The following is a 15,325-nucleotide window of genomic DNA, read 5'->3' as shown; positions in this document are numbered from 1 at the left end:
CGAAGGTAGGTCGCACGAGGTTGCACCCCGGTGCGCAACGTTGCGCCGGGTTGCAAGGCTCGGTCAGGCCTCGAGACGCTCGATACGGGCGACCAGTCCCGCGCGCTTCGGCGACCGGGCGGGGAGCATCTCCAGCGCCAGTCGGAGGGTTTCGGCGTCGCCTTGACCCTCGGGGATCTCGGCGTAGGAGAGCAGCACGTCGAGACTCGCCTCGGACAGCATCGCCTCACGCAGCGCTGCCCTCACCGACTCGCGGAACTCCTCGACACCGGGCGATGTCGACTCGGGCAGCACCGGACCCCGATAGGCCGTGAGCGCCACCCGGTGCGCGCCGCGATCGAGCAGGGACAGCACGTCGTGTGCGTCGGTGTCGAGGGCGACGGGAAGGCGATACGGACGCGACTCCGGCACGAGGTCGGGGGCGGTGCGCTCGAGCACCTTGCGCAGGCGCACCATCTCCGGGCGGAGCGTGTCGGGTGAGACACCGGGGCCGTAGACGAGCTCGCACAGGCGCTCGGCCGAGAGGCCCTGGCGATGCACGGCGAGCATGAGCAGGATCGCAGCGTGGCGCGCACTGAGCTCGATCATCGACTCGTCGTGCGCGGACTCGGTCTCCAGCCGCGCCCTGTCGCGGCCCAGCACATGGAGCGTCGCCCTGGCGGTCACCGGAGTGCGTCCCTTCGTCGCGGCGGATCGGGGTCGGGATCCCTCGCTCCGCTGCCGGAGCCGGGCGACCATCAGCTCCGACTCGACGGCGCGGGCCGTGGCATCGACCAGCAGTCGCGCCTGCAGCGAGACGACCTCGGGGCCGCCCGTGATGTCGATCACGCCGAGCACGCGCTGCGTCTCCGGGTCGCGTACGGGGGCCGCGGTGCACGACCACGGATGCACGAGTCGGTTGTAGTGCTCCGCGCCGCGGATCTGCACCGACTGCCCGAGCGTGAGGGCGGTTCCCGGTGCGCTCGTGCCGACGGCATCCTCCGACCAGTTGGCCCCGGCCACGAAACCCATGCCGTCGGTGAGCGAGCGCAGCTGGCTGTCGCCCTCGATCCACAGCAGGCGACCGGCCTGGTCGCCGACCGCGATGATCACTCCCGTGTCCTCTGCCTCACCCGGCAGCAGCAGCGCACGGATCATGTCCATCACCGAGGCGAGCGGATGTGCGAGACGGTAGGCGTCGAGCTCGTCGCTGACCAGGTCGAGCGGCGGAGCGCCCTCAGGGCCGACCCGCCCGCGCCAGGACCTCTCCCACGACTCGCGCACGAGGGGTCGCACCTCTTGCAGACGCCGATCCTCGAGGTTTCCGGCGAGCAGTTCCTCGTGCGCACGCTCGATGAGAAGTCGCGATGTCGGGGGAAGGGACTCGCGGGATACCTGCCACGGCGCAGACACAGCGGTCTCCGATCGTCGAGAGCGTGCGTTGCCTCAGTGTACGAGGAGCACTGCCCCGGAGGGAACACCTCACCGTGTCAGCGGAGAAGCCCGGCGACCAGGTCGTCGATCACCTCGTCGGTGGAGGTGTCCGGATCGATCGGCGTCGTGAGCCTGTCGAGCAGCAACCCATCGATCGCGTAGTGGAACAGCGCGATCTCCCGGCGTCCGCCCGGGAGCCCGGCCGCGGTGTTGAACGCCACATCGCCGTCGAAGCCGGCGCGCTGCCAGGCAGCGAGCACGGCGGCGACCTCGGGACGCCGACCGCCTTCGAGTCGCAGCTCGAACAGCGCGAGCGTCACGTCGCGGTCCTCGGTCAGTCGCCGCACGATGTCGCGGATGTAGTCGGCGAACAGGGCGGGCCCGGGCTCCGCCGTCGCACGACGCTCCAGGTCTTCGGAGGTGGGGGCGAGACGCTCTCCGATCCGCTCGACCAGACCCTCGATCAGGGCGTCCCTGTTGCGGAAGTAGTTCGAGGTGGTGCCCGTCGGAACCTGCGCGGCGGTATCGACCGCGCGGTGCGTGAGACCTCGCGATCCCTCTCGTGCGAGCACCGTGAGTCCTGCATCCGCGATGAGCCGTCGCCGGGAGTCGTTCTTCACCATGCACGGAACACTAGCGCAATCACTACGCCTGTTGTACCGTAACTGAGACAGATGTAGTGATTGGAGAATCATGCGAGAGCTCGTGTACTACGCCGCCGTCACCCTCGACGGCTACATCGCCGGCCCGAACGGCGAGTTCGACGCATTCCTCATCGAGGGCGACCACATGGAGGGCATCAACGCCCGGTTCGCCGACACCCTCCCCACCGTCGCGGCCGCAGCGCTCGGCATCCCCCAGAAGCGCGCGCTCTTCGACACCGTGCTGATGGGGTGGAACACGTATCAGGTGGGCGGTGTGCCCAGCCCCTACGCGCACCTGCGCCAGATCGTCTTCAGCCGCTCGCGCACCGCAGAGGGAGAGAACCTCGAGGTCACGTCCGAAGACCCGATCGCTGTGGTGCGCCGGCTGAAACTCGAGGAAGGCGCCGCCATCTGGCTCTGCGGAGGCGGTGCTCTGGCCGCCACACTCGCCGACGAGATCGACCGCCTCGTCCTCAAGCGGCAGCCCCTGCTGTTCGGCTCGGGCATCCCCCTGTTCGGCGAGCGCCCCTATCGCCCCGAACAGTTCGACGCGGTCGAGACCGTCACCTACGACAGCGGCGTGGTGTTCACCGAGCTCGAACGCCGACGCGAGGGGTGAGCCGGGTCAGCCGCGTGCGGCCCACCACTCCCGGAGCCGCTGCTCGGCGACCTCGGTTCCGAGCACGCCCTCGTCCAGACGCAGATCCAGCAGGAACCTGTACGCCTCGCCGACCTCGCGCCCCGGGCTGATGCCGAGCACCTGCTGGATGCGGTTGCCGTCGATCTCCGGACGGATGGAGTCGAGCTCCTCCTGCTCGCGCAGTGCGGCGATGCGCGCCTCGATGTCGTCATATGCGCTGGCCAGGCGACCGGCCTTGCGCTTGTTCCGGGTGGTCACGTCGGCGCGGGTGAGGATGTGCAGACGCTCCAGCAGGTCACCGGCATCGCGCACGTAGCGGCGCACGGCCGCATCCGTCCACGCCCCCTCGGCGTATCCGAAGAAGCGCAGGTGCAGCTCGATGAGCGTCGCGACGGCGTCGGTGGTATCGGTGTCGAAGCGCAGCGCCTGCAGTCGCTTGCGGGCCATGCGCGAGCCGACCACGTCGTGGTGGTGGAAGGTGACCACTCCCCCGGCCTCGAGCTTGCGGGTGCGCGGCTTGCCGATGTCGTGCAGCAGAGCCGCGATGCGCAGCGGCACGTCGGGCGCGGCGCCGGGGTGCCGGGAGTGCTCGAGCTCGATCGCCTGGGCGAGCACCGTGAGCGAGTGCTCGTAGACGTCCTTGTGGTGGTGGTGCTCATCGACTTCGAGGCGCAGGTCGGTGACCTCGGGGAGGAACTCGTCGATCAGTCCGGTGTCGACCAGCACGCGGATGCCGCGCACCGGGTCGTCGGTCTGCATGAGGCGCACGAGTTCGGACTGGATGCGCTCGGGGCTCACGATCTTCAGCGTCTCGCGCAACTCGGTGATCGCCTCGGCCGTGGCGTCCTCGACACGGAAGCCGAGCTGCGCGCTGAAGCGAGCCGCCCGCAGCATCCGGAGCGGATCGTCGCCGAACGAGACGCGCGGATCGGCGGGCGTGCGCAACACCCCCGCGATGAGGTCTTCGACGCCGCCGGTCGGGTCGACGAGCTTCACGGCCGGCACCTGCAGTGCCATGGAGTTGACGGTGAAGTCACGGCGCACGAGGTCGCCGTCGATCGTGTCGCCGAACTCCACGGTGGGTTTGCGGGTCACGCCGTCATAGCTGTCGGCTCGATAGGTCGTGATCTCGACCTGCTCACGCTGCACGCGTGCGCCGATCGTGCCGAACGCACGGCCGATGTCCCACTGCGCGGTCGAGATCGGCGTGACGATGGACAGGATCTCGTCGGGCGAGGCGTTCGTCGTGAAATCGAGGTCGTGCGTCGTGCGTCCCAGCAGCGCGTCGCGCACCGGGCCGCCGACGACGGCCAGATCGAACCCGGCATCCTCGAACGCCGTCGCGAGGGTGCGGACGACCGGATTCTCGGCGAGCGCACCGAGACGGGCGAGGCCGTCAGCCATGTTGAGCATGGGTTCCAGCGTACCGGGGCGGGTGCGCCCGATCCCGCGACGCCCGTTCACCTCCCGGTCGCCCGAAGGCCAACCCCCGGTCATCCGTCTTCGATGGGGTGGAGGGGCATCGTGCGACTGCGCACGGAAACCCCACCCTGAAGGACTGACATGACCTCCCCCACCCCTGCGGTGCGGTGGCGGCGTCGCGGACTGACCTCCGTCGCGCTGCTCGCCCTGCTCGGCGGCGCCGTCGTCGCCCCCGCGGCCCTCGCTGCTCCCGACCCCGAGGTGCCGACGGGATCGCTGATCACCGGCGACACGGCCTGGCACTACCTCGACGACGGCTCCGACCCGTCTCCCGCTCCCGCAGCTCTGCGCGATTGGACCCTGCCCGCCTACGACGACAGTGCATGGAAGTCGGCAGCGGGCTCGTTCGGCGCCAAGGGCGGAAAGCTCGCGCCTGTGGGCTCGCAGACGCCGAAGACGCTGCTGAACCACTACCTCGACGGTGCGGCCGCCCCCACCGTTCCCACCTACTTCTTCCGCACCACGTTCGAGCTGGAAGCCGGCGTCGCCGAGCAGGTCGCGGCTCTGCAGAGCACCATCACGTACGACGACGCGATCATCGTCTGGATCAACGGCACCGAGGTCGCCCGCTACGTCGACGGACGCATCACCGACACCGTGAACGTCGAGTATGCCGGCGACGGCAACGGCAGCCCGCTCACCAGCACGTTCAGCGCAGAAGGCGACCTGCTGCACGACGGCACGAACACCATCGCCGTGTCGCTGTTCCAGGACCGCGAGACCAGCTCCGACATCTTCTTCGACATGTCGTCGCTGACCCTCGTCGAAGCATCCGCTCCCGGCACCCCCGTCGTCGCGCCGCCGACCCGGGTGATCCTCACACCGACCGAGCAGCCCGCCGTCTCGCAGTCGTTCTCCTGGCTCGCCGGCGACGCCTCGCACACGGTCGGACAGGTCGAGATTGCTCCGTCCGCCGGCGGCGATTCCCGCACGGTCGACGCCTACGACGCGGGTGTGGTGAACGGCAACCCGAACAAGCACTTCTCGGCCACCGTGACCGGACTCACCGCCGCTACCGAGTACCGCTCGATGCGATCTATCCGGTGGTGCTGATCGACGCGCTCGTGATCAAGGTCCGCGACGGGCAGGTCGCCAACCGGCCTGTCTACGTCGCTGTCGGCATCGATCTGGAGGGGCATCGTGACGTTCTCGGGTTGTGGATGGGACCGACCGGCGGGGAGGGTGCGAAGCAGTGGATGAACATGCTCACGGAGCTGCGCAACCGTGGTGTCGCCGATGTCTGCATCGTCTGCTGCGACGGACTCAAAGGCCTCCCCGATGCGATCACCGCGATCTGGCCCCTCGCAACGGTGCAGCAGTGTGTCGTGCATCTCGTGCGGAACTCACTTCGATACGCGTCGAAGAAGTACTGGTCCAAGATCACCAGGCAGCTCCGCGAGGTCTATACCGCTCCGACCATCGCAGCGGCCGAGGCGAGATTCGCGGAGTTCGCCGAGCAATGGCGGAGCCTGTATCCGGCGATGATCCAGATGTGGGAGAACGCGTGGGGCGAGTTCGTGCCGTTCCTGAAGTTCCCGCCGGAGATCAGACGCCTCATCTATACGACCAATGGGATCGAGTCGCTCAATGCCAGGTTCCGGCAGGCCACGAGACGCCGCGGGCACTTCCCCAACGAGCAGGCGGCGATGAAGGTGCTCTACCTGACGGTGCTCGAGCGGCGCCCGAATCGCACGAACCCGACCGGGCAGATCGCCGGCTGGAAAGCTATCCTGAATACCCTGTCCATCACCTACGGCGACCGCCTAGGAATCAACTAAGCCGAAGCCCCATACACAAAGGAACGGACAGACCTCTCATCAGAAGACAGACAACCAGAAGGAGACACTTCGAGCCTACGGCGTCACTCAGATCTTTGATGACTCCGGGGTGTCCGGATCCAAGAACCACCAGAGTGCTGAGTATGCGGCACTCTTCGCCCGAGTCAAAGAGCTACGAGATCAGGGCGAAGAGGTAGAGGTGTGCGTCGTAAAGCTCGATCGATTCTCCCGCTCTCTCCGCGATCTTCTCGATGGGGTCGAAGAGCTTGGCCGTCTCGGTGCTAGCTTCCGGGCGCTCGACGGATTCGTCTATGACGCAACCAGCCCCATGAGCAAACTGATGCTCCAGATGCTCGGAGCACTCGCGGAGTTCGAGCGCTCCCTGATCCGTAGCCGTATGGACGAGGGTCGCGCTGCGAAGGTATCCAGAGGCTTGAAGCTCGGGAAGAAGCCCAAGCTGACTCGTGCGGCTGTCGCTGCGATCTCGGCGGGCTACGCCGATGGGAAGAGTCCCGATGAGCTGGCGACGGACTGGAAGGTCTCGAAGTCGCTGATCGGCCGCGTGCTCGGTATCTATCCATCGCTCCCGCCCTACACGACTCTCGATGAGTGGGAAGAGGCAAAGGAGGCAGCAAATGCCTAAGCCAACGAAGAAGGTCGGCGGGCTGTTCCGCCGTTTGATCTGGCAGCGTCTGCCCTGGTTCTGGAAGCTTCCGTTTCTAGTCGCTGGGCTGGCGATGGCTGTCTACACAGTTGAGTGGATCTTCCGTTAGAACACCGACTAGAGGGCCGGGGATTCTCACTGAAGCGTCGATCCCCGGCCTTCTTTGCGTCTGCTACTTCTTCGTGATGAACTCGAACGCTGGATCGAGCGGAATGAAGTCGATAGGCGCTTTCTTCAGCTCGTTGCCAGTGGCATGCTCCCAGAAGGCAACCCGTGTGGGAAAGCCACGCTTCGCAAGTGATTCGATCGTCGGGAGATAGTCCCGATCCCCGCTCACCAGAAGCAGCTGATCTCCCGGCTTCATGTGCAGGAAGGAATCCTCCATGATCTGGGTGGAGATACCGACATCGACCTGCTTCTCCCTGTTGGCGGCGTTCCTGTCGAAGAGGAACACCTCGAAGCCTTCTGCCCGCGCGAGTTCCCAGATCGAGTCGTTCGCGGGAGGGCGCGAGCCGAAGAGGCTGGATCGGCCGATTTGCTGCCCTTCTGGGCAGATGAGCTCGTAGAGCTTCCCGAAGTCGTATGTCCAAGTCTGGTCGGTGATCCTGAGGTTCATGGCCTCATGGAGAGACGCTGCCATTCCCTTACGGACGGCGCTAATTCGCATGCCTTCGATCCAGACATTCGAGTTGTCGACATACACATACACGGTCATAGTTCCCCCTAAGTGGTCGCGGCCCTCCGCGCGAGAATCAGCTTAGGGGCCTCCAGGGTTCTGGCATCGTCGCCGGCCATCAGCCTGAGCGCCTAGGTCACGATCTCAGGCGGTCACTCGACCCAGATGTGTCGATGTGCTGTCTGGTGATCTAACAGCCGCAGAGGGCGTATCCCTCAACGGACCCCTCGGTGTTCCGCTTCCGGCTCAGTCCAGGTGCAGCGTGCGACTCAATCCTGGTCGGGAGGCAGCTCAGTCGAATCGATCAGATCGATCCACGCGTCGATCTGGCCCAGGGTGGTTCGAATGTGAGTGACGCCATTCGTAGCCGCTTGGACCGGCTTCTTGAGATCTCTGGACTGCTTCTGCAGTGGAGCGATCGAGTCGATGAACCCAGAGAGCTGAGTGTCGACGGTGTCAGTAGTTGCGCCGAGCGCTCTGATCATGTCGAAGAAAGATTCGAAATGCTCACGGGATTCGGGATCGTCTGCGATCTCGCTAGGCGCAGATTCGATGATGATCCTCACTCCCTGATCGACTGAGGACACTTTTCGTTCGAACTCCGCACCCGCGCTTTCGATGCGGTCGGCGGGTGTCTGGAGCTTCTTCGCGGTTTCACGAATCATCAGCAGTCTGCCGGCGAAGGTCCGTCCGCGGGGGTCAGCCGCAATTTCGGCAGTGGATTGCACCGCGACGTCCCCCATGTCCTGGAGTCCGACCTGGACCTGCTCCAACAAGGGAACCCATGAGTTCAAATCCTCCTCCATGCGCGCGAGGATCTCGAGACGCCCCTCAGAGTCGTTGACCTCGTCTTCCGCGTCCGTCACTACGGCTGCAGCGACCTGGGAAGCGTCAGCACTATCGGCGTCCTCGTTCGCCTTCTTGATTCGCTGCGCCATCTTTTCCAGAGTGCGGCTGTATAGCTCGGAGCCGCGAGGTTCATGCCGTAGGTCCCTCCAGTCCTCCCACTGGCGATCCTGGATAGTCCTGATCAGCTTGTCCTCGGTAGCCTCATCCTCCAGTCCCTCTACGGAAATCCAGAGGATGGGAAGGAGTAGCCCGCGCAACCCCTCGGCATCCGTGCGCTGCGCGAACGCCTCGAATTCGCTCCTGCATACGGGACTCTGGAAGAAGGCCGGTGTGATCACCGGGATGAAGAATGCCACTGTGCCGAGGTTGCTCTTGATGACGGACTTCCACGCATCACCCCACTCCAGTGCATCTCGATCGATAAACAGCGAGACGCTCGTGCCACTGATCATCTGATAGACCCGCTGGAGATCTCGCCCTAGCTCGACGATCTTGTCGAAGGATGCAGTGTTGTCGTCGTGAACATACGACCAGAAGCCGTCATTGGAGGTCATGCGAACAACATAGCGAGTGTTCTGAGTCGGGCGACAGACGCTGATCGAGAAACGATCTATGTCCGCTCAGATCGCGTAGCCCTCGACTGGCCCCTCAGTGTTCGGCTTCCAGCCCAGCTCAGGCGCCACATACTTCGCGAACGATTCGAGGATATGTACACAATAAGCAACTCCCAATTGGTTCGGGATCGTCAGCATCAGGGTGTCCGCGGCCATCACCGCCTCGTCCTGTCGAAGCTGCTCGATCAGCACGTCGGGCTCGGCCGCATAGGTCTTGCCGAACGTGGAGCGGAACCCGTCGATGATGCCGATCTGATCGGCGTTCTCCTCGCTCCGAAGGCCGAAGTAGGCGCGGTCCATGTCGGAGACCAGCGGGAACACACTGCGGCTGACCGAGACCCGCGGGGTGCCGGTGTGCCCGGCCTCCTTGTATGCGGACCGGAAGAGGTCGATCTGCTCACGCTGCAGTTCGTGGAACGGCTGCCCCGTGGCCTCGGTGACGAGGGTCGAGCTCATCATGTTGAGACCCTTGCGACCCGTCTCGATCGCGGTCGGGCGCGAACCCGATCCCCACCAGATGTGATCGCGGAGTGTCGGCGACTGCGGCTCGATCGCGAGATAGCGCCCAGCCCCCACCATGCGCGGGTCGCCGGGGGCGATTCCCTCCCCGTCGATCGCACGCAGGAACAGGTCGAACTTCTCCCGGGCGATGACGCTTCCGCGCTCGGCGTCTTCCTCATCGACGTAGCCGAACGTCTCGTATCCGCGCAGAGCCGTCTCGGGTGAACCACGGCTCACGCCGAGCGCGATGCGACCGTCGGAGATCAGGTCGAGAGCGGCCGCCTCCTCCGCGAACTGGAACGGGTTCTCGTAGCGCATGTCGATCACGCCCGTGCCGACCTCGATGCGCTTCGTGCGCGCCGCCATGGCCGCCAGCAGCGGCATCGGCGAGGCGGCCTGACGCGCCCAGTGGTGCACGCGCACGTAGGCGCCGTTCACACCGATCTCGTCGGCGCCCTCGGCGATCTCGATGGTCTGCTTCAGCATGTCGCCCGCCGTGCGGGTCGCTGAGCCGGGCACATCCGCGTAGTGCCCGAAGGAGAGGAATCCGAAAGCCTTCATGATCCATTCCAACGCATAGATCTGGGGACTATTCCCCCGGCACCAGAATGCCGTCGAGCACCAGGGAGCGGATGCGGGGCTCGAGCTCGGCCCACAGATCCGGCAACGGCACCTCGAAGAGGTCGGCCAGCGCCGAGGCGATCTGCACGACGGTGAGTTCGCCGTCGCAGGCGCCGACGAACCCGGCGAGCGCGGGATCGACGTTCACCGTGCGGGCGAAACCGCCGCCCTGTCGCAGCTCGATGACGCTCGGGTCGTCGTTGCCCGGCAGCAGGTGGCGCGCCTCGGTCACGTCCGGAGCCGTCACCAGGGTCGAGGGAATACCCTCGGCGAGCACGTCGTGGGCGGCAAGGCCCGTGCCCAGAGCGGTCCCGACGTTCGAGACCTGCTGGGCGATCCTCTCCGTGCGCCGAAGCGGATGCTCCGATGCCCCGCGGCGCATCAGCACGTAGCCGAAGCCGATCGACGTCACGCCTCGGGCGGCGAAGTCGTCGAGCCAGGCGGTCAGCAGCGGTGTGAAAGCCGGGTCGCGCGGCGTCGTCCCCCCGTCACGGATCCACAGCTCGGCATAGCCGAGCGGGGTCAGCTCCTCGCGTTCGATCACCCAGAGGTCGAGCTCGCTCGGCACCCAGGCCTCGAGACGGGCGAGGCCGGTGATGCCGGACCTGGACTCCCAGTTGCCGAGCAGCTGCGCGATGCCGTTCTGCGTCAGATACGCGGGCGCGCTCCGCACGAACTGCTCGACCAGCGCATCGCCCACCAGTCCGCCGTCTCGGTACTCGTAGGCCGGGACCCCCTCCACCCGCGGCGTGATGACGAACGGCGGGTTGGAGACGATCAGGTCGAAGGCCTCTCCCGCGACGGGCTCGAACATGCTGCCGTGCCGGAACTCGATGTTGACCACCCCGTTGAGGCGGGCGTTGAGTTCCGCGAAGGCCAGGGCGCGCTGCGAGATGTCGGTCGCGATCACCGTGCCGGCGCGACGGGCGACGAGGAGCGCCTGGATACCGCAGCCGGTGCCCAGATCGAGAGCCCGATCGACCTGGATGGGAACGATCGTCTCGGCGAGCGTGCGCGACGCTCCCCCGACCCCGAGCACATGGTCGGCAGGAAGAGGGCCATCGAGCGCCACCTCGTCCAGGTCGCTGGCGATCCACCACTCCCCGACACCATCCGCATCGACGAAAGACTGCGGGCGCAGCAGCGCGGTCGGGGTCACCGTTTCGGCGTCGGACGTGCCCAGTCCGAGAGCCACGAGCCCGTCCACTCCGAGGTGCGGCAACGCGGCGGCGACGGCCCCCCGCGGCTGCGGCTTCCCGAGCACGAGCAGTCGCCCGAGCGTCGCCAGCACGCCGGAGTCGCCAGCGATGGCGCGCAGGATCGGCTCGTGCATGCCGCGCGCGAGAGCGTCGTCCGCTTCCTCGCCCCATAGACGACGAAGCGGCTCGGAACGGAGGTCGGCGGCGTCGAGATCGGCAGCGAGCGCGGCGCAGCGAAGGGGGTCTGGGAGCGGTGCGGGGGTGTCGGACACGGCCGTCACTCTACGCGTCTTCAGGGTTCTCTTTCCCTGCGCCTCCTAGAATCGGGAGGTCAGTACTCACGATCAGCCCGTCTCCGGGCGTTCGAGGAAGACCTCCATGACCGCGATCACCCCCGAGCACGGCCTCCGTGCGCGCCTTCGAAGGCTCGCAAGCAGGACCGCTGTTCTCGCGATCGTGCTGGGCGCCTGCGCGGTCGTCGTACCGAGCGCGGCCAGTGCAGCCGGGGCATCGGGTGCGGACGACGATGCACGGGTGGGCTTCCACATCTCTGCGGGCCTGCGCGGCCTCGTCGCCCCCGGCTCCGCGACCACGGCGATGCTCACGGTGCAGAACGACACCGAGTCGAAGCTCTCCGGCGGTCAGGTGCAGGTGGAGCTCAGCAGGACGCCGCTGACGGATGAGGCCTCTGTCGCGAGCTGGCTCGACGACGGCACGGCCCCGGGCGAGTTCGACGCCATCGGCTCCGACACGACGGCAGCCCTCGATGCCGGAGAGTCGGCCATGACCACGGTCTTCGTGCCGGCCGAGACCCTCGGGGCCCTCGCTCCGGGCGTCTACCCGCTGCGGGCGGAGCTCACCGGCGCGAAGACGCAGAACACCGACGACGATGACGCAGCGGCGACCACCGCCACCAGCGTGCTGGTCGTCGCCGACTCTCAGACCGCTCAGGTCGGGGTGCTCGTCCCCATCACGGCGACCCCCGAGGGCGGTGCACTGCTCAGTTCGGACGAGCTCGCTGCCCTCACCGGCCCCGAGGGCGCTCTCACCGCTCAGCTCGACGGTGTGGCGGGCACCACCGCGGTCCTTGCGATCGATCCCGCCATCGTCGCGGCCATCCGCGCTCTCGGTTCCGCGGCGCCCGAGAGCGCCCAGGACTGGCTGCGTCGCCTCGATGCCCTGCCCAATGCGCGGTTCGCGTTGCAGTTCGGGGATGCTGATGCCGCGGCCCAGGCGCAGGCGGGTCTGCCCGAACTCCTGCAGCCGACGACGCTGGCCCCGTTCCTCGACGCGGCGAACTTCTCGCAGACCCCGGCCACGCCTGCGCCGACCGGCACCCCGACCACGACCCCCGAGCCGACGCCCGGCCCGACCGGGACACCACAGCTGCCCGACGACGAGGAGCTCACCGCGATCGACGGCGCGCTCGCTCAGATCGTGTGGCCGGACGACGAGCTCAGCGAGGATGACCTGGCCGCTTTCACGAGGTATCTCGGTGAGGGCACGACCACGATCGTCTCCTCCACCGCCGTAGGCGGACAGAGCGCGGCGCACGCCACTGCTGGCGGAAACGACCTGCTGGTCACGGACACCGCTCTGTCCGAGTCCCTGTCGGAGGTTGCGGCCGAGTCCGATCAGGTGGATCGCCAGCGTCTGCTCGCCGAGGCATCCGCCCTGCTCCTGCTGGCAGCGGATCGCGTGTCCGGTGCTCCGCTGCTGATCGGTCTCGACCGTGATGAGAACCGTGACGCCGATGCGCTGCGCGATGCGATCTCCTCCGCCGACTCGATCGGTTTCGAGGTCTCGGCGCTGCGTGCGACTCCGGCGATCCCCGCCTCCGTCACAGCCCAAGCCGACCCGGCACGGGCAACGGCGGTGACGGATCTCCTCGCCGACGAAGCAGCACTCACCGCCTTCTCATCGATGCTCAGTGATCCGCAGGTCCTGCTGAGCCCCGAGCGCATCCGCATCCTGCGCACGCTGGCCGTCGGGACACCGGCGAGCGCCTTCGCCAAGAACGTCGAGAAGCACCAGAAGCGCACCACGCAGACGCTGAGCGCCGTGAGCACACCGCCGTCCAGCACCATCCAGCTGCTGACCGCCAACGCCGACCTGCCCATCGCCGTGCGCAACGACCTTCCGTGGCCGGTGACGGTTCAGCTCTTCGTCTCGCCGACCGACCCTCGTCTTGATGTCACACCGATGACGGAGACGGTGGTCGAGGCCAACTCCACCAAGCGGGTCAAGGTCCCCGTGTCGGCACGCGTCGGCAGTGGCGAAGTCGACCTGCGGCTCAGCCTGTACAGCCCCACCGGCGTGCAGATCCAAGGCCAGGAGGAGATCCGGGTCGCCGTCCGTGCCGAGTGGGAGACCATCGGCCTGATCGTCTTCGGAGGGCTCGCCGTCGTCCTGATCGCGCTCGGCGTGATCCGCACCGTGCGCCGCAAGCGCCACGAAGCAGCCGAAGAGGCCGCCGTCGAAGCCGAGATCGAGACGCTCGAAGAGGGTGCCGTGCACACACGACCGGATGCCACCGCGACCGAAGACAAGAATGAGTAGCCTCGGCCGCGCGAGCGCCATCATCGGCGCGGGCACCCTCGTCTCCCGCCTGACCGGTCTGCTGCGCAGCATCGTGCTCGTCGGAGTCATCGGCTCTCTCGGGTCGCAGGCGGCTGATGCGTTCACCTACGCGAACCAGCTGCCCAACAGCGTCTTCTCCCTGATCTCCGTCGGAATCCTCACGGCGGTCATCGTCCCCCAGATCGTCAAGGCGACCGCGGATGCCGACGGCGGCAATGCCTTCATCTCGAAGCTGTTCACCCTGGGCACTGTCGTCCTGGTCGTGGTGACGGGAATCGCAACGGCGGCGGCACCGTGGCTGGTGCACCTGGTCGCCGGTAGAGCGACCGAGGCCACTCTCGCCCTCGCCACGGCACTCGCCTACTGGTGCCTGCCTCAGATCCTCCTCTACGGTCTCTACGCGATGCTGGGCGAAGCCCTCAACGCACGGAAGATCTTCGGTCCTTTCACCTGGGCGCCTGTCGTCAACAACATCGTCTCGATCGTCGGCTTCCTCGCGCTCGGCGCGCTGTTCGGTCCCGTCTCCACGAAGGCTACCGACTGGACGCCGGAGATGATCACCCTGCTCGGCGGCACGGCCACGCTGGGCATCGCACTGCAGGCGGTCGTCCTGCTCATCTTCTGGCGTCGCACGGGCCTCGCTCTCAAGCCCGACTTCCGTTGGCGCGGTGTCGGTCTCGGCAATGTCGGCCGCCTAGCCGGCTGGACCTTCCTCATGGCTTTCGCGAGCCTGTCTGCCGGAGTTCTCCAGGGCTACATCGTCAGCGAGGTCGCCGGCCTCGGTGCCTCCGCCACCGTGACCGCGAACGCGTGGCTGATCTTCATGCTCCCGTATTCCGTCATCGTGCTCTCGATCGGAACCCCCTACTTCACCCAGATCAGCGCGCACGCGGCTGCCGGTCGCCATGACGACGTCCGCGCCGACATCGCGCAGAGCATCCGCACGCTGCTCTTCTTCATCGTCGCGGCCACCGCGGCCGTCGCCGCCGCGGCCATCCCGGCGTCTCGGGTGTTCACCGAGTCCGCCGAAGACGCCCAAGCCGCCGCAATGGTGCTGCTCGCCTACCTCGTCGGGCTCATTCCTCTCACGATCCTCTTCATCGTGCAGCGCACCTTCTACGCCTACGACGACACGAAGACCCCGTTCTGGTTCACGATCTTCCAGTGCGTCCTCATCGTGGTCACCGCCCTGGCCGCGCTCGGTCTGCGCGAAGCCGGGATCATCCCTCTCACCTCTCTCGCCGCGGCGATCGCCCTCGGCCAGTCGATCGCGAGCATCCTGCAGACGATCGTCGCCACCTGGCTGCTGCACAAGAAGATCGGCGGTCTGAGGATTCGTTCGTGGATCACGGCCATCGGTCGCTTCACGATCGCCGCAATCCCGGCAGGATCCGCGGGCTGGGGAACGTTCCAGCTTCTCGGCGGCACCACGGGTTGGGCCACCTCCGGCGTCATCCCCGCCACCCTCGCGACCGCGATGGTCGGCCTCGCCGTCGTGATCGTCTACATCGCGATCCTCGCCATCATGCGTGCCCCCGAGCTCACGGCCGGCCGCGCGCTGGTCCGTCGCTTTCTCCCCGGTCGCTGATCGGCGCCCAGAGCCTTCTCCCAGTCCGGCGGCACACAGTGTGCGGGGAATGCCTCGCGGTTACCATGGGTTGAAG

General features: G+C 66.9%; 13 protein-coding genes. 6 read left to right on the top strand and 7 right to left on the bottom strand.

All coding sequences use genetic code 11. The features are described from left to right. Nucleotides 1–63: 63 nt before the first annotated feature. Together KY497_RS03460 and KY497_RS03455 are read right to left on the bottom strand one after the other, a co-directional pair. Nucleotides 64–1,392 (bottom strand): GAF domain-containing protein, encoded by a 1,329-nt coding sequence (locus KY497_RS03460; RefSeq protein ID WP_219869828.1) that lies wholly within the window; start codon nt 1,390–1,392, stop codon nt 64–66. Nucleotides 1,393–1,469: 77 nt separating this feature from the next. Then, on the bottom strand, nt 1,470–2,036 hold the full coding sequence (locus KY497_RS03455) for a TetR/AcrR family transcriptional regulator (protein ID WP_219869827.1): 567 nt from the start codon (nt 2,034–2,036) through the stop codon (nt 1,470–1,472). Nucleotides 2,037–2,106: 70 nt separating this feature from the next. On the opposite strand from KY497_RS03455, the gene KY497_RS03450 reads away from it, so the two are divergent. Then, nucleotides 2,107–2,676: a dihydrofolate reductase family protein gene (locus KY497_RS03450; protein ID WP_055871466.1), complete on the top strand. Its 570-nt coding sequence runs from the start codon at nt 2,107–2,109 to the stop codon at nt 2,674–2,676. A 6-nt stretch (nt 2,677–2,682) separates the two neighbouring features. Here the strand turns inward: KY497_RS03450 and KY497_RS03445 are convergent, their stop codons facing one another. Further along, the gene (locus tag KY497_RS03445) at nt 2,683–4,110 is read right to left on the bottom strand and encodes a CCA tRNA nucleotidyltransferase (protein ID WP_127483290.1); all 1,428 of its coding nucleotides are present in this window, start codon (nt 4,108–4,110) and stop codon (nt 2,683–2,685) included. A gap of 150 nt (nt 4,111–4,260) precedes the next feature. On the opposite strand from KY497_RS03445, the gene KY497_RS03440 reads away from it, so the two are divergent. The 3 genes from KY497_RS03440 (at nt 4,261) to KY497_RS03430 (ending at nt 6,600) form a co-directional block, all read left to right on the top strand. Then, entirely contained in the window at nt 4,261–5,232 is a 972-nt protein-coding gene (locus KY497_RS03440) for a fibronectin type III domain-containing protein (protein WP_219869826.1), read from the top strand. Then, a complete protein-coding gene (locus KY497_RS03435; protein ID WP_219869825.1) occupies nt 5,223–5,957 on the top strand; it encodes an IS256 family transposase in 735 nt (244 codons plus the stop codon). The genes KY497_RS03440 and KY497_RS03435 overlap by 10 nt, the downstream gene beginning before the upstream one ends. 91 nt (nt 5,958–6,048) lie before the next feature. Continuing rightward, nucleotides 6,049–6,600 (top strand): recombinase family protein, encoded by a 552-nt coding sequence (locus KY497_RS03430; protein WP_258185958.1) that lies wholly within the window; start codon nt 6,049–6,051, stop codon nt 6,598–6,600. A 193-nt stretch (nt 6,601–6,793) separates the two neighbouring features. Here KY497_RS03430 and KY497_RS03425 read toward each other — a convergent pair whose 3' ends face one another. From KY497_RS03425 to KY497_RS03410, 4 genes are all read right to left on the bottom strand, one after another. Beyond that, nucleotides 6,794–7,336, bottom strand: coding sequence for an NYN domain-containing protein (locus tag KY497_RS03425; RefSeq protein WP_219869824.1), 543 nt, complete (start codon nt 7,334–7,336; stop codon nt 6,794–6,796). A 230-nt stretch (nt 7,337–7,566) separates the two neighbouring features. Then, nucleotides 7,567–8,700, bottom strand: coding sequence for a toll/interleukin-1 receptor domain-containing protein (locus KY497_RS03420; protein ID WP_219869823.1), 1,134 nt, complete (start codon nt 8,698–8,700; stop codon nt 7,567–7,569). Nucleotides 8,701–8,766: 66 nt separating this feature from the next. After that, nucleotides 8,767–9,822: an LLM class flavin-dependent oxidoreductase gene (locus KY497_RS03415; protein ID WP_219869822.1), complete on the bottom strand. Its 1,056-nt coding sequence runs from the start codon at nt 9,820–9,822 to the stop codon at nt 8,767–8,769. A gap of 28 nt (nt 9,823–9,850) precedes the next feature. After that, entirely contained in the window at nt 9,851–11,362 is a 1,512-nt protein-coding gene (locus tag KY497_RS03410; RefSeq protein WP_219869821.1) for a methyltransferase, read from the bottom strand. A gap of 97 nt (nt 11,363–11,459) precedes the next feature. On the opposite strand from KY497_RS03410, the gene KY497_RS03405 reads away from it, so the two are divergent. Further along, nucleotides 11,460–13,640: a DUF6049 family protein gene (locus KY497_RS03405; RefSeq protein ID WP_219869820.1), complete on the top strand. Its 2,181-nt coding sequence runs from the start codon at nt 11,460–11,462 to the stop codon at nt 13,638–13,640. Next, nucleotides 13,633–15,249 (top strand): murein biosynthesis integral membrane protein MurJ, encoded by a 1,617-nt coding sequence (gene murJ, locus KY497_RS03400; protein ID WP_219869819.1) that lies wholly within the window; start codon nt 13,633–13,635, stop codon nt 15,247–15,249. The genes KY497_RS03405 and murJ overlap by 8 nt, the downstream gene beginning before the upstream one ends. The last annotated feature ends 76 nt before the right edge of the window (nt 15,250–15,325 follow it).

This window comes from Microbacterium sp. PAMC22086, assembly GCF_019443525.1.
Taxonomy (GTDB): Bacteria; Actinomycetota; Actinomycetes; order Actinomycetales; family Microbacteriaceae; genus Microbacterium; species Microbacterium maritypicum.
The sequence above is the reverse complement of the archived record's forward strand: the minus strand, read 5'-3'. Positions and strand labels throughout refer to the sequence as shown.